This window comes from Rhodopirellula sp. JB055, from assembly GCF_043100905.1.
Classification (GTDB): Bacteria; Planctomycetota; Planctomycetia; order Pirellulales; family Pirellulaceae; genus Rhodopirellula.
Map to the genome: position 1 here is coordinate 1 of NZ_JBICHO010000054.1, position 24,998 is coordinate 24,998.

Genomic DNA, 24,998 nt, shown 5'->3' on the forward strand with positions numbered 1-24,998 from the left:
AAACACACTCAGGTTTCCAAACTCACTCACAAGAGTCGCAAAACGATTTCGTTGCAGGCGGACTTTCGCCACGTCAACACGCAAGACCTCGACGAATCGCTTTGGCAGCATGTCGACGAAACCGCGTTCCCACCGAAAGTTCGCGAAGCCTGGTTGGCCAATGGATTTCGAATCGGTTTGATCGCCACTCCCGAAGCCCTTCCCGAGACCACGGAAGACAACCTGGCCGCGAACGATGACCCGATCAATCGGTTGCTATCCACCGCTGGGGTGCTGGGCCGCAGCCCATCGGGCATGGAAACCATTCCTCTGCGTTCGTCACAACGACATGAACTTCCGGTCTCACCGGTGCTGGACGGTTCCCACGTGGTGCTGGCCCAGGAGAACGGAAAACTGACGGGACGTTCACTGGAATCGCCTCAGATGTCGCTTTCCCTCACCCCAACCTTGGGCCCCGGGCCAGGTCAAGTCACCTTGGACATCCGTCCTGAAATCCAGCACGGCTCGGTGCAACAACGCTTCATCAGCAGTGAAGCCGCGACACGCTTGGCCGCCGGACGCTCGACCTGGGAGCTGCCGGAAATGAACTTGTCGTGGGCAGCGAATCCCCATCTGACACTCCTGATTGCTCCCGTCTACCAACCTGACGAAACCGAACCCACGTTCGGTTTGGCTCGTCAAATGCTTCGTGATGCGGATCACCTTCAAGACGACCAGCACGTCATTCTGCTGCTGCGGGTCGATGACCTCCCCTCATCCTGAGCCCCTTTTCACGCCATGCAGATTGGCTCCCCGGTTTGCCTCCGCTGACGCTTGCTGGGGCCGAACTTGCCGCCCTTCCAGCGCAGGACACGGCATGAATCGCGGATGCCCCCGCGAAGGCTGCCCACCATTTGCTAAACTTCGGTTTTCGATGAGTGCTGATCGCATCTGTACCGGTGGAACTTCGTTCATGAAAGACGCTCACTTTGGCTGACACTCCCTCTCCCGATCCCGCCCCGATTGTCAACGCGCCCCCCGTCTCACCGCCCGGCGTATCGCTGTCGATGGACGAAGTCACCGTGCGGCAAGCCACTCCACTGGACGCCCAAGCCATCCACGCTTTGATGCGTCCGTTTGTTTCGCAGCACCTGCTGCTCTCTCGAACGGAAGCCGAGATCATCGAACTGACTCGCCATGGTTATGTGGCCATGGTCCAGCCACGCTGCATCGGCTTTGCGGCGATCGAGGTCTACAGCCCCAAGCTGGCCGAACTGCAATGCTTGGCCGTGCATCCAGAGGCTCAACGCTTGGGCTTGGGACGCAAACTGGTCGGTCACTGCATCGAACGAGCCCGCTCACTCGGCGTGATGGAAATTCTCGCAATCAGCTCCTCCGAAGATTTCCTCAAATCATGTGGCTTCGATTACTCGTTGCCCGACCAAAAGAAAGCCTTGTTCTGCCAACTCCGTCCTCGCAACTTCGACGACAACTGAAATGCAACCACTCGAATTTTTCAAGCAATCGATTCTGACGCCCAGTCCTTCCGGTTACGAAGAACCGATCCAAAAACTGATCGGCGAATACCTGAAACCGCACAGCGATGAAGTCTCCATCGACGTGCACGGCAACCTGACCGCTCGAGTCGGCAAAGCCGGGGCCCCGAAATTGATGTTGGCCGGTCACTGCGACCAAATCGGCATGCTGATTTCACACATCGACGATCAAGGTTTCTTGTACGCGCAAACGATCGGTGGCTGGGACCCACAACAACTGATCGGGCAATCCATGACGGTGTGGACCGACGATGGTCCGGTCTCCGCGGTCATCAGTCGCAAGCCAATTCACCTGCTGTCCCAGCAAGAACGCGGCGAGGTCGTCAAACTGGAACAAATGTGGCTGGACATCGGAGCCAAAGATGGTGACGAAGCAAAATCGAAAGTCCGCATCGGTGACTGCGTGACGTTGAACCTCGCCTACCGTGAGTTGCTAGGCGACTTGGTCAGCGGCCCCGGCATGGACAACAAAACTGGAATGTGGACGGTGATCGAAACGGCCCGTCGTTGTGCCACCGCCGATCAAGCGTTGCAGTGTGAACTGCACAGCGTCGCGACCGTGCAAGAAGAGATCGGACTGCGCGGAGCCAGAACCGCTGCTGGACGCATTCAACCCGACGTGGCGATCGCGGTGGATGTCACGCATGCATCAGACTGCCCGACGATCGACAAACAACAACAAGGCGACATCAAGATCGGTGGCGGCCCAGTGATTTTCCGTGGCCCCAACATCAACGCCAAAGTGGCCAAGCGATTGATGCAGTTGGCAGATGACAACGACATCGCCTACCAACCTGCAGCGCTCGGGCGAGCGGCTCCGAACGATTCCAACGTGCTGCAAATTTCAGGTTCCGGCGTCGCGACGGGACTGGTCGCCATCCCCAACCGCTACATGCACTCGGCGGTGGAAACGATCAGCCTCGGTGATATCGAAGCGATCGCGAAACTGCTGACGCTGTTCGCTCAGTCGTTGACACCGGAATGCGATTTCATCCCCGGTTGATCGAGCTGGGCTGAAGAAGTTGTGACGATTCGGGTGGATGGATTGCACTGAGCGAGAATGGATCCTGAGCGAGAGATATCTCACGGCGGAGACCGCCGTGCTACAGGTTGACGATCATCCCAGCCTGCAGCTCGGTGGCCCCCCACCGAGACGAGTGTCAAACGCTTCAACTTTTGTGCCGCCGTTCTAGTTCGGGAACGGTCTCAATCCAAGCAGCATCTCGGCTCGTTCGGACAGCGGTTTCTTTGCCAGTTCACAATCAGTGTGCTCGGAAAGTTGTTCACAAACAAGTTTGTAAACCGCTTGCCGATCCTGGCTGGTGTCCAGTTCAACGCACCGATCCTGGCTTTTGAAAAACTCGACCGTCGGCAACGTTTCTGATTTAAAGGTGTCGAACCTCGACTTCAGACTTTCAAGGTTGTCGTCCTGCCGGCCAGTGTACTTGGCGCGTGCCAAAACGCGTTTCTCAAGAACGTCATACGGGCATTCAAAGAACAGCATCTTAGGCAACTCTGAATCGCGGCCAAACACCTCGTACCACGCTTCCAGGTTGGACTCGGATCTCGGAAACCCGTCCAGCAAGAAATTGCGATTGCCGGTCAGTCGCGTTGTCTTTTCCATTGCATCCCGAAGCAACTTCACCACGATTGTGCTGGGGACCAAATTCCCCGCCGCGATGATCTCCTCAATGGTCGCCGCATGCGGCCCATTGGCTTCGCGTTCGGCACGCAATAAATCGCCGGTCGACAGATGAACCCAGCCCAGTTGAGACTCGGCCAACTCGCACATCGTCCCTTTTCCAGCACCAGGACCGCCGAGCACAAACACCACGTTGGGTTTGGGGCATGGCAATCGCGGATCGCAGTGATGGATCACAATCTTGGGTGCAGGTGCGACACCTTTCTTGTAGACATGCCAAGGCCGATCCGTCGGCGGCAACTCATCTTCGCAAGTGATGTCATAAGCGAGATGCCCATCCAGCCGACAAATCCTCCATGAGCGATACGTATTGGAATACGACAGCGCAGGACTTCTCGCTGATTTGCCATCCGCACGATCCCAGGCCATCTTGCCGTTCCAATAGCCTGGACTGGAAACCGTGCCTGATTCCGACTCAGCAGGCGGCGCCGTGGAGGGCACAAAGAGCCCGTCCACTTCGGGAAGCCCTGCACCGGTCACTTCGATGTAGAGGGTATTGGGAGTCAACTCGTTCGATTCAGTCATCAGGAGGAGAACCTTCTACATTCGTTGGGCGACGCGGTCAGTTTCAGGCGAGCAATAGGAATGCTCTCAGCCCAGCTTTTCGGTCATCGTTTCGCGAGCTTGCTGGAGTGCTTCAGGCAACTTGCTGGCGTCTTTGCCACCGGCTTGGGCCATGTCCGGCCGTCCACCGCCGCTGCCACCGACCACTTTGGCGGCAGCACCGACCCAGTCACCTGCTTTCAATCCGCGATCGACCAAATCTCGGCTCAATCCGCCGACCAACATGACTTTGCCGTTCATCGCCGAAGCCAACAGCACCGCGGTTGGCGTGTCGCTCTTTTTGCGAATTTGATCGATCCAACCACGCATGATGTTCGGGTTGGCGCCCGGCGTTTCGGCAACGATCAACAACGTGTCGCCCACCTGGGTTCCGTCCGCGATCAAGTCATCCGCCGAGATCTTTCCGCCCGCAGTGACTTGCTTGAGTTGCTCGACCAATTTCGATCGATCCGCCAGCAACGAATCCAATCGGCCGAGGACATCGGTGATCGCGACGTTCAAACGACGAGTCAAACCACGAACCGCGGCACGCACCGCGTTGTAGTCGCTGATGTCCGTCGTTTCCGCCTTGTCTGCCTTGGCATCAAAGACGAACTCGGCGGGATAGTCGGCGGCTTTGCCCGACGACAGTTCTTTCTTCAGCCGACGAACTTCTTCGATCAACGCAACCGTGGCCGCAGCAGCAGCCGAAGGATCGCAATTCAGTTTGCCAGCCACCTCGTTCAGCAACGCTTGAGTTTGTTCGCGATGTTCCTTGGCACGCTCGCCCGTCAATGCTTCGATTCGACGAGTTCCCGTGGAAACGCTTTCTTCGACCACGACCTCAAACGAACCGACTTGTTTGGTGTTGGTCAGGTGGGTCCCGCCACACAGTTCACGACTGAACGTTCCCATCGAAACCATGCGACATGGGTCGGGATACTTTTCACCAAACAACATCATCGCGCCGGCTTCGCGAGCATCGGCGAGCGAAACTGTATCCCAACGAATTTCATCGCCTTTCCCAACCATGCTCAGCACGTCTTGTTCGATTTTGACCAACGTCTCGTCGTCGATGGCTTTGGGGTTGGTGAAGTCAAATCGCAAGCGATCCGGTTCAACCTTGCTGCCCTGCTGCTCGGCGTGCCGTCCAACATGCGTGTGCAAAGCGTGGTGCAGAATGTGAGTCGCACTGTGGGCTCGAGCGAGTGCCGTGCGATTCTCAACGTCCACTTTTGCCGTGCACGTTTCGCCTTCGTTTATCTTGCCACGAATCACGCGACCGTGGTGGACGATCAGCGAAGCGTGTCGCTGAGTGTCGATGACTTCGAATTCAAAGTTGTCGTTGAAGATCACGCCGATGTCGCCAACTTGGCCACCCGATTCACCATAAAACGGCGAGTGATCGAGCACCAATCGCAAGACCGCGTCACCAGCTCGATCCAGATGACTGAGCAGTTGTCCGTCGTCGCCCTTGCCTTTGCCATCGCCGGTGATGATGCCTTTGACGACCGCGGTGGCTTCCGTTTGTTCGTAACCGACAAACGGAGTTTCTCGCAAAGCCTCTTTCAGCGTTTCCAGCGGCCCGGTTTGGAACAGCACACGTTGTCCGCCATCGCTCTCGTCAGCGTGTTTGTCCATCGCTTCGCGAAAACCCGACCAATCGAACGTGAAATTCTGCTCGGCAGCCAACGTTTGAACCAACTCTGGCGGCACGCCATACGTGGTCAACAAATCAGCGGCTTCGGCACCGGGAACCATCACGGATGCTTCGTCGTTCATCTCTTCGAACAAACGATGGATACGTTTCATTCCGCCATCGATCGTTGAGAAGAACGCTTTCTCTTCCGATTCAATCGCTTCGCTGACACGCTGAGTCGTTTGGCCGAGTTCTGGGTAAGCGGCTTTGGATGCATCCGCAACGGCTTCGACCAACTTGTACAAGAACGGCTCGCGAAGATTCATCTGATAGCCGTCCAGCACCGCGCGACGGATCAAGCGGCGAATGACCGACCGAGCGTCTTTGGGGCCGGGATACACGTTTTCATGAACAGCGAAAACGCTGGCTCGTGCGTGGTCGGTGATCCGACGCAAGCGTCTGCCGTTATCGCTCTCGTATTCATACTTCACGCCGCAGACTTCCGACGCCGCTTCGACGATCGGGAACAGACTGTCGATGTGGAAATTGGTTGGCACTCCCTGCAGAACGCTGGCGGTTCGTTCCAGCCCCATGCCGGTGTCAATGTTCTTGCTGGGCAGTGGATGCAGGTTGTCTGGAGGCGTGCCGACGCGATTGAACTGGGTGAACACCAAGTTCCAAATTTCGACGTCGCTGCCGTCTTCCAGTTGGTAATAGATTTCGCTGCAGGGACCGCAGACTCCGTCCGGGCCTTCGCTGGGTGCCGACGCAGGCCAGAAATTCTCGTCTTCGTCCATCCGAGTGATGCGTTGGGTTGGCAAGCCGATCTTGTCGTGCCAAATGCCGAACGCTTCGTCGTCATCTTTGTAAACGGTGACCGTCAGTCGCTCGCTGGGGATGCCCAGCCACTTCTTGTCGGTCAAAAATTCCCACGCCCAGTGGATGGCTTCTTCTTTGAAGTAATCACCGAACGAAAAATTGCCCAGCATTTCGAAGAAAGTGTGGTGGAACGCGGTCCGGCCGACGTTGTCGATGTCACCGGTCCGCAAGCATTTCTGGCAGGTGGTCGCGCGAGTGAAATCCAGCTTGACCTTTCCCAGGAAGTGGTCTTTGAATTGGTTCATCCCCGCAGGTGTGAACAAAACCGATGGATCCCAAGCCGGAACGAGCACGTCGCTGGGTTGGCGGACGCAACCTTTGGTTTCAAAGAACGCCAGATATTTTTCGCGGAGTTCGTCAGTTTTCATCGGGATGTGCGGGTGGGTTGAACAAGGGAAAGGATTGGGGAGGAAGCCATCGGGCTCGCATTCCATCGTCGGCATGATATCAGTCGATGCCCAACGGGTGACAGGTGCCGATTCTCAGCCCACAATACCTGCCGCCGAACCAAAGCGTTGCCTGCCGTCCGGCCGCGCGGAGAACGCCCCCACCGCTGACCGCCGTTTCCATTCTCTTGACGCCTCGAACAAACCACCGGATTTCGACTCCATGACTCAGCGTATTGAACGACTTGTGCAATCCATCGCCAACTCGGACCAACCGATGGACGCGATATTGATCTGCAACGAAGTCAACGTGCGATATCTCAGCGGATTCACCGGCGATAGCACTTGGTTGCTCGTCCGCCCCGACGGCCAAGCCACGTTGTTTTCCGACCGCCGCTACGAAACACAAATTGCCGACGAGTGCCCGAATCTAGAAAGCGCCATCCGTCCCCCCAGCCAAACCTTGGTGGCGTTGCTGGCAGAATATTTGGGAGATTTGTCGCTGAAAACCATCGGATTCGAAGCCGATCACGTGCAAGTTTCCACGCTTCGTCAGTGGCAGGAACAGATCGAATCGGTTCAGTGGACCGAAACCAGCAATCTCGTCGAAAAGCTGCGGTCGATTAAAGACGCTGACGAACTGGCCACGATCCGGCGAGCCATCGCGATCGCGGAGCGAAGTTTTCTCAGCGTCACCAACAAGCTGACCCCGCAGATGACGGAACGGCAAATTGCTCACGAATTAGAAGCCACCATGCGAAGCCTGGGTGCCTCCGGAGTGGCCTTTGATGTGATCGCGGGCGCGGAACCCAACGGTGCCCTGCCCCATTATCACCCACACGACCTTGCTTTGGCGGATTGCCGGACCCTGCTCATCGACTGGGGGGCCCGCGTCGACGGCTACTGCAGCGATCTGACTCGAACGCTGCATAAACCGAACATCCGATCCGCGACTGCCGATCGATTTGAAGCCGCTTATCAGGCTGTTTTGGAATCGCAAGAAGCCGCCATTTCTGCGATTCACGATGGCGTGGAAGCCATCGAAGTCGACCAAGCCGCTCGCAACGTGCTTCAAAAAGCGGGCTTGGGCGACGCGTTCAAACACGGCCTCGGACACAGTTTTGGCTTGGAAATTCACGAGGATCCACGCATGGGACCGATGTCCACTGACGTGCTCCGCGAGGGGATGGTGCTCACCGTGGAACCCGGCGTGTATTTCGAAGGCGAATTCGGAATTCGGATCGAGGATGACATCCTGGTGACCGCCGACGGATTTGAGCGTCTGAGCACCCTTCCGAAGGGTCTCGATGATTGTCGACTTGTTGTGTAAAACGATGCGAACTTATTCTTCACTCTGAATTAGCGTGAATCGGATCCCTTCTGGATTCGAAAAACATTGGACTTTGCAGGTATCGGACTTCGTATGAAATCGGAAACACCCGACGACGGGGATGTGTTTGACATCGATCGGATTCGCCAGATCGTCGAGTTGATGGAACAACACGAACTGAACGAAGTGGACCTGCAACAAGGCGATGATCGCATCAAACTGACGCGGGGCGGCACGGCGCCAGCCATGATTCCTGCCCCCGTTGCGGCAGCTCCCGTGGCAGCCGCGCCCGCTGCTCCTGCAGCCGCCTCGGCTCCCGCTGCCTCCGGTGGCGATGCCCCGGCTGACACCGCTGGCACGATCACGATCAATTCGCCGATGGTGGGCACCTTCTATTCCAAGGCCAACCCGGAATCCCCGCCGTTTGTCAAAGTCGGCGACACTGTCAGCGATGACACCGTGGTCTGCATCGTCGAAGCGATGAAGGTCTTCAACGAAATCCCAGCGGAATGCCGTGGGAAAATCGTCGAAGTGCTCGTCAGCGATCAACAACCCGTTGATTTCGGCAAACCTTTGTTCCGCGTCCAGGTGGACGGCTGATCCATGTTCGAACGTATTTTGATCGCCAACCGAGGCGAGATTGCGCTGCGTGTGATTCGCGCATGCCGTGAAATGGGCATCGAGTCGGTCGCTGTTTACAGCGAAGCTGACAAGGACTCCATGCACGTCAAATTGGCGGACCACGCGTACTGCGTCGGCACCAGCCGCAGCGCAGACAGCTACCTGAAAATCGATCGCATCATCGCCACGGCAGAAGTCGCCGGCGTCGATGCGATCCACCCCGGCTACGGCTTTTTGGCGGAAAACGCTCAATTCAACGAGCAATGCCGAAGCAGCGGCTTCGAATTCATCGGCCCTTCGCCGACGGCGATGGACAAACTGGGCGACAAGAACACCGCTCGCTCGATGGCGATCGCTCAAAACGTCCCGGTGGTTCCCGGCAGTGACGGGTTGATCGCGGACTTCGACCGAGCCATCGACACCGCCAAAGAAATCGGGTTCCCCGTGCTGATCAAAGCCACCGCCGGTGGTGGCGGCAAAGGCATGCGGGTCGCCGAGACCGAAGATGTCCTCAAGAGCCAACTTGAAGCGGCTCGCAACGAAGCCATCGCGGCCTTCGGCAACGGCGGCGTGTACCTGGAAAAATTCATCCAGCAACCGCGTCACATCGAAGTCCAAGTCATCGCGGACGCGCACGGCAACGTCTGCCACCTGTTCGAACGTGACTGCAGCGTCCAACGGCGACACCAAAAACTCGTCGAAGAAGCCCCCAGCCCCGACTTGCCCGCCGATCGCCGCGAAGCGATCTGCGACGCAGCGGTGCGAATGATCGCTGGTGCGGACTACGCTGGCGCAGGAACCGTCGAGTTCATCGTCGACAAGGACTACAACTTCTACTTCATCGAAGTCAACGCGCGGATCCAAGTCGAACACCCGGTCTCCGAAATGATCACCGGCGTCGACTTGATCCAAGAACAAATTCGCGTTGCCGCGGGACTGCCGCTGTCCTTCCGTCAAGAAGAACTGTCATGCTCGGGCCACGCGATTGAATGCCGTCTCAATGCGGAAGATCCAACGAAGAACTTCCAACCGTGTCCCGGCAAGATTGAGTCGATGTTCGTTCCCGGTGGCATGGGAGTCCGCTTCGATTCGCACGTGAAGTCGGGCTACATGGTCCCGCCCTACTACGATTCGATGATCGGCAAACTGATCGTCCATCGTCCTACGCGAGAACAAGCCATCGCGACGATGCTTCGTGCCCTGAAGGAACTGCAGGTCGAAGGGATCACCACGACCGTTGGATTCCACAACTGGATCCTGCAGAACGAAGCCTTTGTAAGCGGCACGGTGGACACCAAGTTCGTCGACCGGAACTACAAAGGCCAAACGTCCTAAGAATTTTAGCGGCAGGGCGCCAACGCCCCGGTTCCACGGCACCGGACGGCTTGCCCCGTTCCGCTCAAACTCTGCCACTCTGTCTTCCGTTGACTCCCAAGGAATAACCATGCGAGTCTTTGTGACTGGCGGCACCGGTTTGCTAGGCAACACGATCCTTCGCCAACTGTCGGGCGCCGGTCACGACTTGATCGCGTTGGTACGAGGCGAACCCGACTCGCAAGTCTTCGATGGAATCCACACACAGTTCGTTCACGGCGATCTGCAGGACAAAACCGCGATCGAAAATGCGGTGGCTGACTGCGATGCGGTCATTCACTCCGCCGACATGATCCACCTGGGTTGGAAACGCCTCGACGACAGCATGGCCGTCAACCGCGACGGCACCCAAACCATCGTCGATGCCTGCCTGCACCACGATTGCAAACTCGTTCACGTTGGCACCGTCAACACGCTCGGTATCGCGGACCGCAACGGCGTGGCGAACGAAGACACCCCGCTGGACCACGCCGGCGGGCAAATCCCGTGCAGCTACGTCCTCAGCAAACGAGCCGGAAACGAAGTCGTCCTGCAAGGTGTGAAAGATGGCATGAAAGCCGTCTTGGTTCATCCGGGGTTCATGCTCGGTCCCTGGGATTGGAAACCCAGCAGCGGGCGAATGCTGCTGGAAGTCAGCAAAGCCTGGCGTCCGCTTTCTCCCTCAGGAGGCAACAGCACCTGCGATTCCCGCGACGTGGCCGCCGCCACCATCCGCGCCACCGAAAAATTGCTCGCCAATGAAATCCCGTCCGGCCGGCAGTACATTTTGGCCGGTCACAACATGCGGTATCTCGAACTTTGGAAGGCGATGACGAAGGCAATGGGAGCCCGCCAGCCCATCATGCGAGCCGGACCAGCTCAGCGCTGGATCGCAGGCTTCGCAGGCGACATCGCCGGCAAATTGCTGCCACACGAAGCTGACTTCAACAGCGCCGCGGTGGGCATGTCGAGCCAATACCACTACTACGACAGTTCGCGAGCCCAATGCGAACTCGACTACAAAATCCGCCCCTTCGAAGAAAGCCTCACCGACGCGGCCAACTGGATCCGCCAGCACCACCAATGAGGCTCGGCACAGAATCTTTCTCAATCGCACTCACCAGGATTTTTGCCTTTTTCCAAAGTTAGGCGCAACATTTGGCTCGGACATCCGTGAGACTCTTTGAACAGTCGGTCCACCTACCTGGAACTGCGTTTTGGATTTTGATTCCACCGCCGCCGAACCAACCACTCGCGAAAGCCTGCTTTTGCGACTGCGTGATTCCAAGGATGAATTCGCCTGGGCCGAGTTCTCCGCAATCTATGAGCCAGTTATCTACCGCTTGGTCAAGCGGCGCGGCGTGCAGGACGCAGACGCTCGTGAGATTGTGCAAGAGATTCTGATGTCGGTCGCCGGTGCGATCGAGCGGTTTGACGTGACCGCCCAAGGATCCTTTCGCGGTTGGCTCAGCCGAATCACGCGAAATGCCACCATCGACCGACTGAGATCCGTTCAGTCTCGCCGCGAACTGAACGGCGGCAGCAGCATCGTCCGAATCATCGACGCCGCTGCGTCGAACGAACGAGGCATCGACAGCATTCAACAGGATGCGGAATTGTCCCACGAGTTCGATCGCGATCACCGGCAACAGTTGTTTCGCTGGGCCGCCAGCAAAGTGCGATCCCGAACGGGCGAAAAGAACTGGATCGCGTTCTGGCGAACCGCCGTGGAAGCCCAATCCATCGCAGAGGTTGCATCCGATCTGGGCATCACCGAGGGGTCGGTCTATGTCGCCAGGTGCCGAATCCTCAAACGGATTCGTGAACTTGTCCACCAACGTTTGAGTGATTGATCGCATCATGATTGCCAAACAAGACCCACACTTTGAGATGGACAAGTTGCGTGAATTGCTCGATGAGCGATTGCCGGCTCCCGAAGCGGATCGCATCGAGTATCACCTCAGCCATTGCGAACACTGCCGATCGCAATTGCGAGAAATTGCCGGCGAGCCGATGTGGTGGGACGAAACCGTCGAAGTTCTCAGCAAGAGCACGTTCATCGACCAAAGCAGCCGACCAGCACGCCCAACCCCAAACGATCCGGCCCAGCCCCAGCGATCCTTCGACGCATCGTTGGACTGGATCCGTCCGCTGCTGCAACCACTGCAGGATCGACGCGCCGGCGCCGTCGACGACACGCGTGCCATTGGCACCTTGGATCAATACACGATTTACAGCGTGGTCGGACAAGGCGGCATGGGCGTCGTGCTACGAGGCATGGACCCGGAACTGAATCGACCGGTTGCAATCAAAGTTCTGTCCCCTCATCTCGCTGGCGTTGGTGCGGCGCGGACACGCTTCATGCGAGAGGCCCAAGCTGCCGCGGCGATCGTGCACCCTGCGATTGTGCCGATCTACAGCGTCGTTCCGAGCGCTCGATTACCTTACCTGGTGATGCCCTGCATCGACGGCGGAAACCTGCAACAACGCCTGGACCGCGAAGGCCCGCTGGAACTGACCGAAGTCGTCAGGATCGGCTTGCAAATCGCCGAAGGCTTGTCAGCCGCACATAAAAACAGCGTGCTTCACCGAGACATCAAACCCGCGAATATTCTGATCGAAGAAGGCAACGGTCGCGTCTTGATCAGCGACTTTGGGCTCGCCCGAGCACTCGATGACGCCACGCTGACCAACAGCGGCATGATCGCTGGCACCCCCCAGTACATGAGCCCCGAACAAGCTCGCGGTGAATCCCTGGACGCCCGCAGCGATCTGTTCAGCTTGGGCAGCCTGCTCTACTCGCTCGCAACGGGACGACCGCCCTTCCGCGCCGAGTCCCCTCTCGGAGTCCTGCGAAAGATCACCGAGACACGCGCCAAACCCATTCAAGACATCAACGAACGAATGCCTGGTTGGTTCGACAACTTGGTCGCTCGCTTCATGGAACCTGACCTCACGCTTCGGATTGGATCCGCAGACGAGGCGGTCTCGCTGCTTCGTGAAGTCAACGCCCATGTCCGCACCCCAACTGGCAATCAACTCCCGGAATCGCTTGAAGAACGTCGCCCGCGACGTCTCCTTCGCTGGACACTTGCAACGGCCGGCCTGCTGACGATGGTTGTCGCCATCGCAACCTGGAACCACCACACGCCAGAAAACACACCCAAGGAACAGTCGCCGCCAACCGTCATCCAACATTCACGACGGTTGATCGCGATGCCACCGAGCGCTCCCGCGGCCCCCACTGCGACCACCGACGACTGGGACGCCGTTCACTTCAACGCAGAATTGAATTCGATTCAGTTCTCGCTGGAGCGACTGGCAATTCAACTCGAAGGAACTGATTCAACAATCAATCCCGACCTCACCGATGGAGATCAGAAATGAAGGATGAAGCTCAAATGAATTCGGTTCCGACTCCGGCATTTCCCAAGCGACGAAGCCGCATTTGGAAGTCTGCATTCATCGCAACATCGACGGTCCCCACAGCCGTATTCTTGGTCTGGTCCTGGACTTCCCTGCCCTCAACCTGGGCCCAAAACCGGGATTCACGATCGATGGACCAACAGCGACGCCTGAACTCTTATCCTCAACCGAACAATCTACCGTATCAGCAGTCGCGTGCGCCAATTGCAAGCGAACCGGGCCTTTCAAGTCAGGCATATCCCACCAGCGATCATCAATCTCCACCAGGATTCAGTCGCCAATCCAACACGACATTGCCGTTCAACCAACGCAATTCTCTCGCTCAAAATTATGGTTTTCGAGACGTCGAGGTACCCGTCACGGTTCATTCCAGGGACGAAGACGGAAACATCTCCATCAGCACAGAATTTCGATCGGAGCGAGTTCCCGTCCGAGTCACAGGCCGCCTGATGACCAGAGAAAATTCCAAACACAACGAACGAATCAAACAATTGGTCAATCAACTGCGTGACACACCAACCACCGAAGAAAACAACCGTGAGGTAGATGCAAAACTGTCTGATTTACGCAGCGAACTGGAACAGGAATTCAAGCGGATGCACGAGCAGCAAGGATCGGAGATTGCAGCGATTGAGAAACGCCTCCAATCGCTCAAAGAGATCCATCAGCAACGCGCTGAAAACCAAGACAAAATCATTCAGCGACGAATCGACCAATTGCTCGGCCGCAGCGATCCGCTGGACTGGAACTACACACCACCCCACACTCCATTTGCCCCGCTGTCGCCGTATTCCTCAAATCAATACGGCGGCAGCCCGATCAGCGATAACTTCCACCCAAAGTCGCCTTACGCATACCCAGAAAGCAACTCCCCTCGTTCAACCAGGCCATGGCAACCAAGCCCCAACCGGCCCCCGAGTCCTTCGCCGCAAAAACCAGCGTCCAGACCAATCCCTCCATCCTACCCCGGCAAACTCATGGAAGCCTTCGAGTCTGCACTGAAAGCAAGCGACGCAGCAGTGCTTGAGCAAGCAAACAAGGAACGACTCAACGAATACACTCGACTGCATGAAGAACGCGCGCTCCCTGCCTCCGAATTGCGAAGAGCAACACTGGACTACACATCCGCGCAAAAGCAAACCGCCCTGCTGAAGCTGCAACTTCAATCGATCCATCGCGATTTGACCCGCTATTTGAAAGCGACCGAACTGGAATTGGCCAACCTGGTCGACAAGCAAAAATCGACGCCCTCTGCCTACTCCAAGTCCGTGCAACTTGAACGCCAACGAGCCGAAGCCGCGATCACAGACGCAAAGACCACACTCGAACAGTTCGAGGCTGCGATGAAATTGATCCCCGTCGACACGGACGGGGCGGATCCATCCGATGCACCAAAGACTCCAAACGAAAGTGCGGATCAGCCAGAATCGGAACTGGATCCGGCAACCGACGCCCCCAACGCAAGCGAAGACACAACTCTGAACCTAGAAACAGAAGAAGTCGAAACGACGCCAAATGAGCCCGTTCCGAGCTTCTGAACGTCGCTTGGTTCAGGTTAAAAAACAGGCTACTCCAGGGTGATCACATCCTTGTTCACCTTCATGATCATCACGGCACGTTTGCCATCATCAGCATGAGTGGGCAATCCCGTTCGTGAGTCAGCAGCCCCGACAAGGAACCACTTTCCAACCGGGGCCCTGACGGTGGTCGCGATGCTCATCCCCGATTGTGGCTGGGTCCGGAACTCAACCTGTGCCTGGACTTCACCCGACTCCGTCGTGTTCAGAAACCGAACCTGACACTGCAATTGACCGTAGCGCGAGCCGCCGTCCACACGAGCGTCCAATCCAACCGTGACGGACGCCATCGCGCTCCCCGCAGGAACCAATCGCCCAAATCCAACCGTCGTCAACGCCTCACGGGCCGCTCCCGCGTATTCAACCCGATTTGCGTCGTCCGATTCGATCAACCACAAAGCCTGAAAAGTTACATCTTTGATCGGACCCGATGGAACGGCGACCACCTGCTGCTGCGCAACCACTTCTTGGTCGCCCATTGTGGATAACACTGCCACCGGAATTGCCGCGAGAACAAACGGAGCAAGACGTGAGCGAACGCAAGAAAGAAATCGATCGAGCATTTGAGGGAACCTTAACAAGGGGGATGTTCAATGAACAAACTTTGGACGAACGCGATCCCCCAAAGTTCCCCCCAACCTAGCTCACTCGGCGTTTCCGCTGACCTGGTTTTCCGGCTCGCCCCGCTTTCGAAACGCGATCCAACACAGGATCACCAGCGAAATCGCCAGACAAATCCCATTGAGGCTGGTGAAAACTCTCACCAAAACCTCCGGCAATTCAAACCGCAACAAGAACGTTCGCGTCGACAAGTAATTCAACGCTGGAAATGCCATCAAAGCACACAACACCCACCGCAGTTTGGGCGAAACATTTGACCAGCCATCCAGTCTCGCCATCCAAGCCCCGGCAACGGGAGCAATCATGAGCAGCGAATCGTACGACTGATGGTACAAACTGACCAACAACGCGGTCAGCAAAACGCCACCGGTCACGCCAGCAATCCCATCGTCCTCGCCACGCCGGGCTCGCACAAACAGAACCCACATCGGGACAACCAACAGCGCGGCCATCGCCAGAATGTGCGGCAGATCCCCCGGATCTTCTCCCCGCCATTTCGCGATGATGGCGAAGAGATCAAGACGTGTCCATGAATACACGGGCGACTCATCGTCCATTGAACGGTGAACTTCCTGCGTGTCGACAATCTGCTGCTTCAGGATCGAAACTCCCGCTGCGATGTCGCCGTCACCTTCGTGGTGTGCGATCCAAGCCAGCGGCAAAGCGGCGCCGGCAATGCTGAGCACAGCACCGATGATCAACGCTCGCCAATTCCCGCGAGCCAGCATCAGGAACCCAAGCGGCAGAATATAGGTTGGCTTTGCCGAGACCACCAACAACGCAAACGCCGCCCGAACAGGTCGACGATCCGCCCAAACAACGGATAAAAACGTTGCCAACACCAACTGAAAGGTGAAGTAGCCGTTGAAGAATGTGATGTGACCACCGCGACTGTAAACCATCGCCATGGCAATGCAGAGCACCGCGTCATATCGCCTTGGATACCCAGCTTCACGAGCCACCAACACCGCGATCGCAGCCAGCAGAAACAACTGCAGGATCACGTTCAACACTTCGCCAATGTGCAGCGGCAACAACGCCAGCGGCGCGTGCATCAACAGAATCACGGGCGAAAAAAATGGAATCTGCCTCGCGACTGGATACTTCGCCGCATAAGCATCGCTATACGGACTTTCCCCCGCCAACACCGCTCGAGTGGGAAAGTAGATTCCGTTGTGAAAATCACACAGCCCTTGATGCTCAGGATCAAAAGGACCAGGCGTTTGATAGTCCACAACAATGCGTGAGAACGTCGCCACCAAACCCGCCAGCAAAAGCATGGCAGCAATGATCGCGACGGTTCGATTCCCGACGGTCCAACCTTCCCGCGGGGCAGCCGACATCAGGCGGTCTGTGTTTCCATCAGAGGACGGCCGGTCATCTCAGGCGGCACTTCCAAACCCATCAAAGCCAAAACGGTCGGTGCGATGTCAGCCAGACGCCCGCCTTCGCGAAGCGGTTTGCCGACGAACTCGGGATCCACCACGATCAACGGAACCTGATAAGTCGTGTGCGCCGTATGAGGTCCGCCGGTTTCGGGATCGATCATTTGTTCGCAGTTGCCGTGATCAGCAGTCACAACCAACGATCCGCCCGCGGCCAACGTCGCGTCCACGACTCGGCCAACACAGGCATCCACCTTTTCGACCGCTTTGATCGCAGCTTCCAAAACCCCCGTGTGCCCGACCATGTCACCGTTGGCATAGTTGACGATGATCATGTCACACTTGCCCGACTTGATTTGTTCGAGCACCTTTTCCGTGATGTCCTCCGCCGACATTTCAGGCTTTTGATCGTAGGTGGAAACGTCACGCGGCGAGGGTGCCATCCCCCATTCTTCTTCTTCAAACGGATTGTCACGATAGTCGTTGAAGAAGAATGTCACGTGCGGGTACTTTTCAGTTTCCGCACAACGGAATTGGTGCAGTCCCTTGGAAGCGACGTATTCGCCGAGAATATTTGGCATCTTGGCAGGTTTCTCAAAGATCACTTTGACCGGCAAACCGGTCTCGTATCCCGTCATGGTTGCGAAATACAGATTGTCGATCTTCTCACCGCGATCAAATCCGCCACCGGGAATGTCTTTCCAAGCCGCGTCATCGAAGGTGAATGCCTTCGTGATTTCGCGAGTCCGGTCGCCACGGTAATTCATGAACAACACAGCATCGCCGGGCTGAACCGTGATGGGTGAACCGCCTTCTGGGACGATGGACGAAGCAGTGATGAACTCGTCTCCAGCACGACTGCTTTCCGTTGGATTGGCGTAATAACTTTCGATCGCGGCACTGGCGGTTGGGAAGGTTTGCCCACCCCCCTGCGTCATCAACTTATAAGCCGCTTCGACTCGTTCCCAGCGAAGGTCACGGTCCATCGCGTAGAACCGCCCGATGACCGACGCAACCACTCCGACACCCGATTCTTCACATCGCTGCACCAACTGCGAAACAAATCCCAGTCCGCCACGTGGCGACGTGTCACGGCCATCGGTGATCGCATGAATCGCGAGTTGATCGCCTTTCAAGCCATTTCGTTTCGCCAAGTCAATCACAGCCATACCGTGCTGCAAATCACTGTGCACCCGACCGTCGGACATCAGCCCCAACAAATGCAATCGCCCGCCGTTCTTCTTGACGTGCTCGATGGCGCCCACGACGACCGGATTGCTGAAGAACGACTCGTCACGAATCGCACGCGTGATTCGCATCACTTCCTGATCGACAATCCGTCCTGCACCAATGTTTTGGTGACCAACTTCGCTGTTCCCCATCACTCCGTCAGGCAACCCAACGTCTTCCCCCGACGTGTGAATCAAAACACTGGGGTATTCCTTTGTCAGCTTGTCATCGACCGGCGTGTTGGCCAAATGAACAGCGTTGCAGTCATTCCATTTGGGGTCCGGGTTTTGTCCCCAACCATCACGGACGATCAAAACGACAGGGCGACGACGAGTGGCAGTCATAGAAGTAAAAACCAAAGAATGTGCGAAACAGGAACGCCCCTGACCGCGAGTTCACGCTAAGAATCGACACCCGTTGCCGGTGCTCCCAACACAGTGAACCCAACCCGAGGCAGCAACCCGATACGGTTAGAAATGAATATGGTCAAAGCGACAAAAGCCATTCCGACTTTGGTCGAACTCCGACTATTGCTGAACATCGTGCAGACCAAAACTTTTGACAGGTTCCGCTCTTCCGTCACCGATGAGACGCCATTCCGATGAGATCGCCTCAACCGTCAACGTTGGCGGAACCGGTGACTTTATCGCTGTACATCGCCAACTTGCCGAGCACTTGATGGATGGCATTCGAGGAGACCTTGCTTGCCTCCAATGCATCCGCCAAGTGACCACAAAACGCGGAGAAATGAGCTCGCGTGATCCCGCGCCCGGCATGAACCCTGGTCAGGTCCGCACCGGTGTACTCAATGTCCCCCGAAGTGATTGAGGCGATGAACTCGGTTTGCATCCGAGCCAATTTCTCAATCGGAACTCCCTCAAAAAAATGAGTCAACTCTGGGTCCGCAAGCACGCGAAAATACATCTCGTCGACGACGCGACGAAGTCCGTCCGTGCCGCCGAGCTGGTCTAACAAGTCGGCTTCAGGTTCACTCATAATGGAAGTTCTCCCGTTGGATCACATAGGGGTCGGTTCGTAAGGAATGTCTTCGATCAAATCCATCGGCAAAGGAGCTACCGTCATGCCGGCTTCCTTGCAAATGCCATCGATCGCTTCTTGGGCTTTTTGAACCAAGAATTCGCGGGTCTGGCCTTTGTATTGCGAAGTCGATGCGGTGGGGCTCATCGGACCACTGAAATTGGTTTCGTTCAGGTGACTGACAACCTTCACGTGGTCCAACGTCACGCCGTTGAGTTCAGGAAGCAAACGGTCGGTCGATTTCACGGTTGCCAAGTCAGCTTCGGCAGGAACCGAACCCAAACGCAACGCCACAATCTTTTCGCCGGAAATTTCGCTGAGCTGGTCCATGGCACCATCGCCAACAACCCAGTCCCAAGTGTCGATCACGTAGCCAACGTTTTCGTTTGGCACGGCGTCAACCAACGCACGGAAGGTTTCCACGTTGTTGACGAAAGTGAACTCCTTGCCTTCCAGCAACTCCGCACCGGCACGGAAACCAACGCCCAATTTGATTTCACGCTGTCCCAAAACGTCTGCGATTTGGCCCAATCGGTTGCGTTGAACGTCGAAGAACTCATTGAACGGCAAACGGTTCGTTGCAGCAGGAACGCGAATCAATGCACGCTCTGCACCAAGTTGCTGGGCGATTTCGCCGAGCGGGTGCAATTGAGCCACCGCCGCGGTGAACGTTTCATCGTCGGAATCCAAATCAATCGCCAAATGGAACGAACCGATCTTGATGTCCGATGCTTTGAGATACTTCGACGCATCTTCGAACGAGGTCCGTTGCGACCGACGCAGCATGTCATGCATGTCGACGTCCATGCCACGGAAGGCATAGGTCAAAGCCAATTCGATCAACTCGCTCTGACGACCGTTGATGCCAAGCGCCGAAGGACAGAAGTTTTTAAACATGGAGATTCCTTGATTGATTTTAGATGAATTGTTTGGGGTGGTTGAACGGTTCAGATAGCAGCGTGATGACCAGCACCACGCTCACCATCAGCGACGACGCCCTCGAGAGCTGCCACCGCCAGATTGCCCGCGGCCTCCACGCGAAGGCTGGCTTTTGCGACCCTTCAAATTGCTATCCACAATTTGATTGACGATTTCGTCCCACGTTGGAACGTCCGGATCCTTCTTGCGAGAATCCTTGCGTTCTCCACGACGTCCCCGAGACGCAGATCGCTCGCCGTCACGTCCAGACCCGCTGGAACGCTCCGAACCGCTCGATCGTTCTGAACCGCCGTCACGCCCGGAACCGCCCGAACGCTCTCGGTCGTTGTCCCGGTCGCGTTTGCGACCACCGCGAGATCGCGAACGACCTCGGGACCGAACCTCTTTGTCGCCATCCGATTCTTCGCGTTCCAACTCAACGGAATCGTCATCGTCGGCAAAAGCGAATCGTGGAAGCTCGTCGTCAAACGAGTCGTCATCCTTTTCGGATTCCGAGCTGCGACCACTGCGAGCCTTCACGTCAGACGATTCACGTTCTTCACGACCGCGCCCACCACGACGACGGCCTCCGCGACGCGAACGTCGGCGGCCTGCACGTGGTTCGTCGTCATCCGAACCTTCTTTCGATCGTTTTGGATCGCGATCCGCAACCGGCTCATCCACCGAGCCATCGTCGACAAACAAATCCGATGCGAAGGAATCGTCATCGGATTCCAGATCCGAATCATCCCAGGCTTTCTTGCGGCCTTCATCGCGTCCACCGGATCGTCCCCGGTCGCTGCGTTCCGCTCGCGATGGTTCCGATTTAAAACGCTCTTCCGATCCTCGATCTAAATCGGCGCGCTCACCACGACGTCCACCGCGGCGCCGGCGACGGCCACGAGTTTCTGATGCTTCGGAATCAGATTCTTCACGTTCACCGCGTGAAGGCTTCGAACGAGCCTCCACCACGACGTCCGCATCCGACATTTTCTGACGTTGACCGCGACGGCCTCCACGACCACCAGCAGGTTTTGAGTCAGTCGATTCGTCCTGCGAATCATCCGCGCCACGGCCTCGGCGACTGCGTCCCCCGCGACCGCGACCATTCCGTTCACGGCCTGATTTTGCTGCGGCAGCAGACTCGTCGTTGTCGACCGACTCCGCGTCCCAGCTTTCAATTTCCACCGTGTCAGCTGCCACGAGATCAGACTCGTCATCCAACACTTCAAGTTCCGCATCTTCGACGACGTCAGAATCGTCGTCCCCAAGCAATCCGCTCGCGAATCCACTTTGGCTGCCGCGTTTCCGTGGTGGCTCGCCCAAATCAGGGCCACCACGATGCTTGCGATCGCGTTTCGCGGCGGGCGATTTTTCGCCGCCTGATTTCAGTTGCGTTTCTCGCTTCGTGATTTTGCTTTCTGCAGCACCAAAGCCCGCAGCAGAATCCTCTGGTTCCGCCGCATCCTCGTCCTCGGCCGGAACGCCAAAACCGGGCAACTTTGGCGGCGGCTTCACAGCGGCCAAGGCCTGCAAAACATCATCCGCACCTTCATCGGCGTCTGCAAATGCAGACGCTTTCTGCGGCGAAGATTCCTTTTCCTCTGGAGGAGCGGCGGCTTCAGCTTCTTCTTTCGACTCGCAAGTTTCCTCAGCCGCCTCAGGTTCAGCAGCCGGTTTTTCGGGTTCGGACTTGGCTGCGGGGCGATCCGGCGGCTTGGGGGTCCCCAACAAACTTGCGAGGATATTCCAATTGTCTGGCATGTGGTTTCCAATGCGACGCCAACCAACGATCCAAACAGGCCAAATAACACGGGCCCAGAATGCGTTCGCTATGCGTCGACAAAAAGTGTGCAATGATCTGAACTGGCTTCAATCGCGGCTTGGACTCTGCCTGCGTGCAGGAAACCGGTTCGTGGGCCGACCGACATCGATTGATCGGGCCTCGCTCCCCGTCGCTGACACCCTCTTCTCTACAAGAGTGTCCCTCTAGTACCCGAATTTTTTCGAGTGATTTTGTGATGGGGTCGGCGAGGCATCGCGACGTGCGCGGCATCAATGGACGATCCGTCGGATTGTCAAGCCGCTAGGTATAACCTTCGGATGATTTTCGCCCAAGGGCGAATCAACGTCCCCAGCTCGATTTCGAGTGTTTCGGACCGAAATCCGAGCTCCAACGAATCAAAAAAAGCTCCTTGCAGCGTCTGGCACCGCCGAAACAACGCCGCCAAACACTCAAGCCGCTGGCCCCGCGGGCTCGTGGCAACTGGCACAATGAAGCGTCCCCAGCCCCCAGGCGATGTCAAAACAGTCCACCCCGACCACCTCCACCCCCGAACACAGCTCACGCAATAGAGCCAACGCCCGCTCATCACACTCGGGCGATCGGAACGTGGGCACCAGCATCCGCTCGGCCCCCAAACGCAAAAAATTGCAGTAGCTCTGAGGCACCGCCGCACCATCCAATTCGCGAGGCGGCGGTGTCGGCAAACGATGAACCGTCACACCGGGCTCGGTTTGCCGCGACCACAGCCGCAGCTTGCGATAATTCGCCTCCAAGCCCGCAAAACTGGGATCTTCGTCCGAACCAGCGAACGCACAAACAACATTCCTGGGGTCCAAAAACCTCGCGATCTGGTCGATGTGCCCATCCGTGTCATCCCCGGCTGGAGCTCCCCCGTCGACCCACACGATCTCGTGAATCCCGAGAAAATGGTTTAATTGCTGGGAAATCCGCTCTTTGGACAACCCTGGATTGCGTGCCGGATCCAGCAAGCAGCCCGGATTGACCATCAAACGCCCTGCCCCATCGGTTTCCAGAGCACCACCCTCCAAGGTCAATGCACCATCCAATCGCGGCAGCCCGGCCCACTTCGCCATTTTCGCTCCTGCGGCGGCGTCCGCGTCAAACGGTTCGCACTTGCCGCCCCAGGCGTTGAAATGCCAATGGACGGCTACTTTCCGTCCATCCTGAGCGATGACATAAGTGGGGCCGTAGTCTCGAACCCAGCAATCATTGGTGGGGATATCGACGATCTGCAAAATATCGCTCTCGGCCAATCCCGACTCGCGCAGACGAAGACGACAATCTTCGGCAACCGCCCCGGTTGCCAGGATCCGGACCGGGGTTGATTGCAGAATCGCGCGAACAAACTGAGCAAAAGCAGAAGGAACGGGCTCAAAATGGCCCGGCCAAGTGTCACGATTGTGCGGCCAAGCCAGCCAAACCGCTCCGCATGGCTCCCACTCGGCGGGAAAGCGATAGCGGACCGGCGCCGACGCACCGGCAGCAGACGGAGACCCCGGCACATTCACTCACGACAGCCTTATTCGACCTTGATTTCTTCCTTGACCTTCTGAACGAAGTGAGGCGACTTGCCCCCTTTGCTCAGTTCTTCCGAACGCTTGAGGGCCTCGTCCTTTTGATCAAATTCGAAAACGGCGACCCGCTTCAAATTCTGACTAAAAACGCCCCAATAAAGACGCAAGCGAACATCGGCGGCTGCCTTTTTGGTTTTTCGGCTGGACGCTTTTTTCCGCTTGGCCTCAGCGGCCAACTTTTCAGCGGCTTCTGCTTCGGCAGCTTTTTCCTGACGGCTGATGACCTTTCGAGCCATAAATCAAAGCTGTGGGGGTTGGAGGATGGACAATCAAAAACCTGTGGACGAACCGCGAAGCGTATCCATTCGCAGGCGTTTTGTCACGGGGCCAGGCCCTAAAGCTGCGAGCAATGTTGAAAATTGCCCAAAAGGATCGCTGTTCGCCTGCGTCAAAGTCGGCTACGCTTGGCTTTGTGGACGACCGGCCCGACAAGGCTAACATTCGCTTTTCAGGTTCAGTCGCACGAAATCTTAAATAATAAACAGCAAGAGGTTGAGCATGCAGGTGAACGTTTCCGCCCGTCACGGGGCATTGCAACCCGGCGACCAAGCATTGGTCGAAGAAAAGGCCCTCAAACTGCGACGTCTTTACGATCGAGTGAATGCGATCGACGTCACCATCGACCTCGAAAATCTCGACAAACCTCACGTCGAATTTCGAATTTCTGTCGAGCACTCGGACGACTTGATCGCGCACGCCGAGGCGACCACCGTCATCGCCGCCTTGGACGCAGCCATTCCGAAGGCAGAACAGCAATTGCGGAAGCTGAAAGAAAAAAAGACCGAACATCGCGCCACCGCCCACAAACACATCGAAAGCGTCGACACCAACGACGAATGAGCCCTCGGCCCGTCCTCGTTGCGAATCCGTGCCGGCATTTCACCTAAACGCTTCCATTCATTCGCATTTCAGACAATTTGTCCCATGAAGTTCTCCGACTTTGTAAAAACCGGTGCCATCCGCGCCGAATTGACCGCCACAACCAAAGAAGCGGTGATCGACGAACTGGTCCAATCCCTTCTTGATGCTGGCGAAATCTCCGCTGATCAACGCGACGATATCGTTGCCGCCATCATGAAGCGAGAAGAACTCGGCAGCACCGGCATTGGCCGAGGTGTCGCCGTCCCTCACACCAAACACCCCAGCGTCCAACAACTCGTTGGCACCGTCGGTGTCAGCGAACAAGGCGTCGATTTCGACTCGCTCGACGGCGAACGCGTTCAACTGTTCTTCCTCTTGATCAGCCCGCCTGAACGTCCCGGCGACCACTTGCGTGCCCTCGAGAACATTTCACGACAATTGCGTGATGAATCGTTCTGCCGCTTCCTCAAACAGAGCAAGACCGCAGACGACATTCAACAATTGCTGCAAGAAGCCGACGACAATCAGTTTGCCGCCGGTTAAACGTTTTCCTGCTGAACCAATCCTTCAACA

22 protein-coding genes are annotated in these 24,998 nt (G+C 56.9%); 12 read left to right on the top strand and 10 right to left on the bottom strand.

Translation table 11 applies throughout. The annotated features are described in order from the left end of the window. From ACF8AM_RS02055 to ACF8AM_RS02065, 3 genes are all read left to right on the top strand, one after another. Nucleotides 1–762 (top strand): hypothetical protein (locus tag ACF8AM_RS02055; protein ID WP_392554042.1); only part of this gene is annotated, 762 nt, incomplete at its 5' end. 284 nt (nucleotides 763–1,046) lie between these two features. Continuing rightward, nucleotides 1,047–1,475 (top strand): GNAT family N-acetyltransferase, encoded by a 429-nt coding sequence (locus ACF8AM_RS02060; protein WP_392554066.1) that lies wholly within the window; start codon nucleotides 1,047–1,049, stop codon nucleotides 1,473–1,475. Nucleotide 1,476: 1 nt separating this feature from the next. Next, nucleotides 1,477–2,538 carry a M42 family metallopeptidase gene (locus tag ACF8AM_RS02065; protein ID WP_392554043.1) on the top strand — a complete coding sequence of 354 codons (1,062 nt, stop codon included), beginning with the start codon at nucleotides 1,477–1,479 and terminating at the stop codon, nucleotides 2,536–2,538. 186 nt (nucleotides 2,539–2,724) lie between these two features. Here the strand turns inward: ACF8AM_RS02065 and ACF8AM_RS02070 are convergent, their stop codons facing one another. Together ACF8AM_RS02070 and alaS are read right to left on the bottom strand one after the other, a co-directional pair. Then, a complete protein-coding gene (locus tag ACF8AM_RS02070) occupies nucleotides 2,725–3,762 on the bottom strand; it encodes a nucleoside monophosphate kinase (RefSeq protein WP_392554044.1) in 1,038 nt (345 codons plus the stop codon). 66 nt (nucleotides 3,763–3,828) lie between these two features. Then, nucleotides 3,829–6,666 (bottom strand): alanine--tRNA ligase, encoded by a 2,838-nt coding sequence (gene alaS, locus ACF8AM_RS02075; protein ID WP_392554045.1) that lies wholly within the window; start codon nucleotides 6,664–6,666, stop codon nucleotides 3,829–3,831. 241 nt (nucleotides 6,667–6,907) lie between these two features. On the opposite strand from alaS, the gene ACF8AM_RS02080 reads away from it, so the two are divergent. The 7 genes from ACF8AM_RS02080 to ACF8AM_RS02110 all read left to right on the top strand — a co-directional run bounded on the left by ACF8AM_RS02080 (nucleotide 6,908) and on the right by ACF8AM_RS02110 (nucleotide 14,952). Beyond that, nucleotides 6,908–8,014, top strand: coding sequence for a M24 family metallopeptidase (locus tag ACF8AM_RS02080; protein ID WP_392554046.1), 1,107 nt, complete (start codon nucleotides 6,908–6,910; stop codon nucleotides 8,012–8,014). A 93-nt stretch (nucleotides 8,015–8,107) separates the two neighbouring features. Next, nucleotides 8,108–8,614: an acetyl-CoA carboxylase biotin carboxyl carrier protein gene (gene accB, locus ACF8AM_RS02085; RefSeq protein ID WP_392554047.1), complete on the top strand. Its 507-nt coding sequence runs from the start codon at nucleotides 8,108–8,110 to the stop codon at nucleotides 8,612–8,614. A 3-nt stretch (nucleotides 8,615–8,617) separates the two neighbouring features. Continuing rightward, nucleotides 8,618–9,970: an acetyl-CoA carboxylase biotin carboxylase subunit gene (gene accC, locus ACF8AM_RS02090; protein WP_392554048.1), complete on the top strand. Its 1,353-nt coding sequence runs from the start codon at nucleotides 8,618–8,620 to the stop codon at nucleotides 9,968–9,970. A gap of 109 nt (nucleotides 9,971–10,079) precedes the next feature. Further along, nucleotides 10,080–11,075, top strand: a complete 996-nt coding sequence (locus ACF8AM_RS02095; protein WP_392554049.1) for an NAD-dependent epimerase/dehydratase family protein — start codon at nucleotides 10,080–10,082, stop codon at nucleotides 11,073–11,075. A gap of 130 nt (nucleotides 11,076–11,205) precedes the next feature. Further along, on the top strand, nucleotides 11,206–11,841 hold the full coding sequence (locus ACF8AM_RS02100; protein ID WP_392554050.1) for an RNA polymerase sigma factor: 636 nt from the start codon (nucleotides 11,206–11,208) through the stop codon (nucleotides 11,839–11,841). A 7-nt stretch (nucleotides 11,842–11,848) separates the two neighbouring features. Beyond that, a complete protein-coding gene (locus ACF8AM_RS02105; RefSeq protein ID WP_392554051.1) occupies nucleotides 11,849–13,375 on the top strand; it encodes a protein kinase in 1,527 nt (508 codons plus the stop codon). A 488-nt stretch (nucleotides 13,376–13,863) separates the two neighbouring features. Beyond that, the gene (locus tag ACF8AM_RS02110) at nucleotides 13,864–14,952 is read left to right on the top strand and encodes a hypothetical protein (protein WP_392554052.1); all 1,089 of its coding nucleotides are present in this window, start codon (nucleotides 13,864–13,866) and stop codon (nucleotides 14,950–14,952) included. Between the two features lie 29 nt (nucleotides 14,953–14,981). Here the strand turns inward: ACF8AM_RS02110 and ACF8AM_RS02115 are convergent, their stop codons facing one another. The 8 genes from ACF8AM_RS02115 to ACF8AM_RS02150 form a co-directional block, all read right to left on the bottom strand. Further along, a complete protein-coding gene (locus ACF8AM_RS02115) occupies nucleotides 14,982–15,488 on the bottom strand; it encodes a hypothetical protein (RefSeq protein WP_392554053.1) in 507 nt (168 codons plus the stop codon). Between the two features lie 147 nt (nucleotides 15,489–15,635). After that, a complete protein-coding gene (locus tag ACF8AM_RS02120; protein ID WP_392554054.1) occupies nucleotides 15,636–16,955 on the bottom strand; it encodes a glycosyltransferase family 87 protein in 1,320 nt (439 codons plus the stop codon). Beyond that, nucleotides 16,955–18,571 (bottom strand): 2,3-bisphosphoglycerate-independent phosphoglycerate mutase, encoded by a 1,617-nt coding sequence (gene gpmI / locus ACF8AM_RS02125; protein WP_392554055.1) that lies wholly within the window; start codon nucleotides 18,569–18,571, stop codon nucleotides 16,955–16,957. Before gpmI ends, ACF8AM_RS02120 begins: the two co-directional genes overlap by 1 nt. Before the next feature lie 268 nt (nucleotides 18,572–18,839). Further along, nucleotides 18,840–19,223, bottom strand: coding sequence for a group 1 truncated hemoglobin (locus ACF8AM_RS02130; RefSeq protein ID WP_392554056.1), 384 nt, complete (start codon nucleotides 19,221–19,223; stop codon nucleotides 18,840–18,842). A 21-nt stretch (nucleotides 19,224–19,244) separates the two neighbouring features. After that, nucleotides 19,245–20,162: a sugar phosphate isomerase/epimerase family protein gene (locus ACF8AM_RS02135; RefSeq protein WP_392554057.1), complete on the bottom strand. Its 918-nt coding sequence runs from the start codon at nucleotides 20,160–20,162 to the stop codon at nucleotides 19,245–19,247. Between the two features lie 87 nt (nucleotides 20,163–20,249). Further along, entirely contained in the window at nucleotides 20,250–21,947 is a 1,698-nt protein-coding gene (locus tag ACF8AM_RS02140; protein WP_392554058.1) for a hypothetical protein, read from the bottom strand. A 471-nt stretch (nucleotides 21,948–22,418) separates the two neighbouring features. Then, nucleotides 22,419–23,492, bottom strand: a complete 1,074-nt coding sequence (locus tag ACF8AM_RS02145; protein WP_392554059.1) for an agmatine/peptidylarginine deiminase — start codon at nucleotides 23,490–23,492, stop codon at nucleotides 22,419–22,421. 17 nt (nucleotides 23,493–23,509) lie between these two features. Further along, the gene (locus ACF8AM_RS02150) at nucleotides 23,510–23,800 is read right to left on the bottom strand and encodes a hypothetical protein (RefSeq protein WP_230254776.1); all 291 of its coding nucleotides are present in this window, start codon (nucleotides 23,798–23,800) and stop codon (nucleotides 23,510–23,512) included. 262 nt (nucleotides 23,801–24,062) lie between these two features. On the opposite strand from ACF8AM_RS02150, the gene hpf reads away from it, so the two are divergent. Next, on the top strand, nucleotides 24,063–24,404 hold the full coding sequence (gene hpf / locus ACF8AM_RS02155) for a ribosome hibernation-promoting factor, HPF/YfiA family (protein ID WP_099263507.1): 342 nt from the start codon (nucleotides 24,063–24,065) through the stop codon (nucleotides 24,402–24,404). A gap of 84 nt (nucleotides 24,405–24,488) precedes the next feature. After that, complete coding sequence (locus ACF8AM_RS02160; protein WP_007328918.1) at nucleotides 24,489–24,968, top strand: PTS sugar transporter subunit IIA; 480 nt, start codon at nucleotides 24,489–24,491, stop codon at nucleotides 24,966–24,968. Nucleotides 24,969–24,998: the final 30 nt, after the last annotated feature.

What these genes read in the sequence shown, in the direction of transcription:
- ACF8AM_RS02065 (WP_392554043.1), top strand. Translation starts at nt 1,477, where the DNA reads ATGCAACCACTCGAATTTTTCAAGCAATCGATTCTGACGCCCAGTCCT.
- ACF8AM_RS02160 (WP_007328918.1), top strand. Translation starts at nt 24,489, where the DNA reads ATGAAGTTCTCCGACTTTGTAAAAACCGGTGCCATCCGCGCCGAATTG.
- hpf (WP_099263507.1), top strand. Translation starts at nt 24,063, where the DNA reads ATGCAGGTGAACGTTTCCGCCCGTCACGGGGCATTGCAACCCGGCGAC.
- ACF8AM_RS02120 (WP_392554054.1), bottom strand. Translation starts at nt 16,955, where the DNA reads ATGTCGGCTGCCCCGCGGGAAGGTTGGACCGTCGGGAATCGAACCGTC.
- accC (WP_392554048.1), top strand. Translation starts at nt 8,618, where the DNA reads ATGTTCGAACGTATTTTGATCGCCAACCGAGGCGAGATTGCGCTGCGT.
- accB (WP_392554047.1), top strand. Translation starts at nt 8,108, where the DNA reads ATGAAATCGGAAACACCCGACGACGGGGATGTGTTTGACATCGATCGG.
- ACF8AM_RS02060 (WP_392554066.1), top strand. Translation starts at nt 1,047, where the DNA reads ATGGACGAAGTCACCGTGCGGCAAGCCACTCCACTGGACGCCCAAGCC.
- ACF8AM_RS02150 (WP_230254776.1), bottom strand. Translation starts at nt 23,800, where the DNA reads ATGGCTCGAAAGGTCATCAGCCGTCAGGAAAAAGCTGCCGAAGCAGAA.
- ACF8AM_RS02095 (WP_392554049.1), top strand. Translation starts at nt 10,080, where the DNA reads ATGCGAGTCTTTGTGACTGGCGGCACCGGTTTGCTAGGCAACACGATC.
- ACF8AM_RS02135 (WP_392554057.1), bottom strand. Translation starts at nt 20,162, where the DNA reads ATGTTTAAAAACTTCTGTCCTTCGGCGCTTGGCATCAACGGTCGTCAG.
- ACF8AM_RS02140 (WP_392554058.1), bottom strand. Translation starts at nt 21,947, where the DNA reads ATGCCAGACAATTGGAATATCCTCGCAAGTTTGTTGGGGACCCCCAAG.
- ACF8AM_RS02105 (WP_392554051.1), top strand. Translation starts at nt 11,849, where the DNA reads ATGATTGCCAAACAAGACCCACACTTTGAGATGGACAAGTTGCGTGAA.
- ACF8AM_RS02110 (WP_392554052.1), top strand. Translation starts at nt 13,864, where the DNA reads ATGACCAGAGAAAATTCCAAACACAACGAACGAATCAAACAATTGGTC.
- gpmI (WP_392554055.1), bottom strand. Translation starts at nt 18,571, where the DNA reads ATGACTGCCACTCGTCGTCGCCCTGTCGTTTTGATCGTCCGTGATGGT.
- ACF8AM_RS02070 (WP_392554044.1), bottom strand. Translation starts at nt 3,762, where the DNA reads ATGACTGAATCGAACGAGTTGACTCCCAATACCCTCTACATCGAAGTG.
- ACF8AM_RS02130 (WP_392554056.1), bottom strand. Translation starts at nt 19,223, where the DNA reads ATGAGTGAACCTGAAGCCGACTTGTTAGACCAGCTCGGCGGCACGGAC.
- ACF8AM_RS02080 (WP_392554046.1), top strand. Translation starts at nt 6,908, where the DNA reads ATGACTCAGCGTATTGAACGACTTGTGCAATCCATCGCCAACTCGGAC.
- alaS (WP_392554045.1), bottom strand. Translation starts at nt 6,666, where the DNA reads ATGAAAACTGACGAACTCCGCGAAAAATATCTGGCGTTCTTTGAAACC.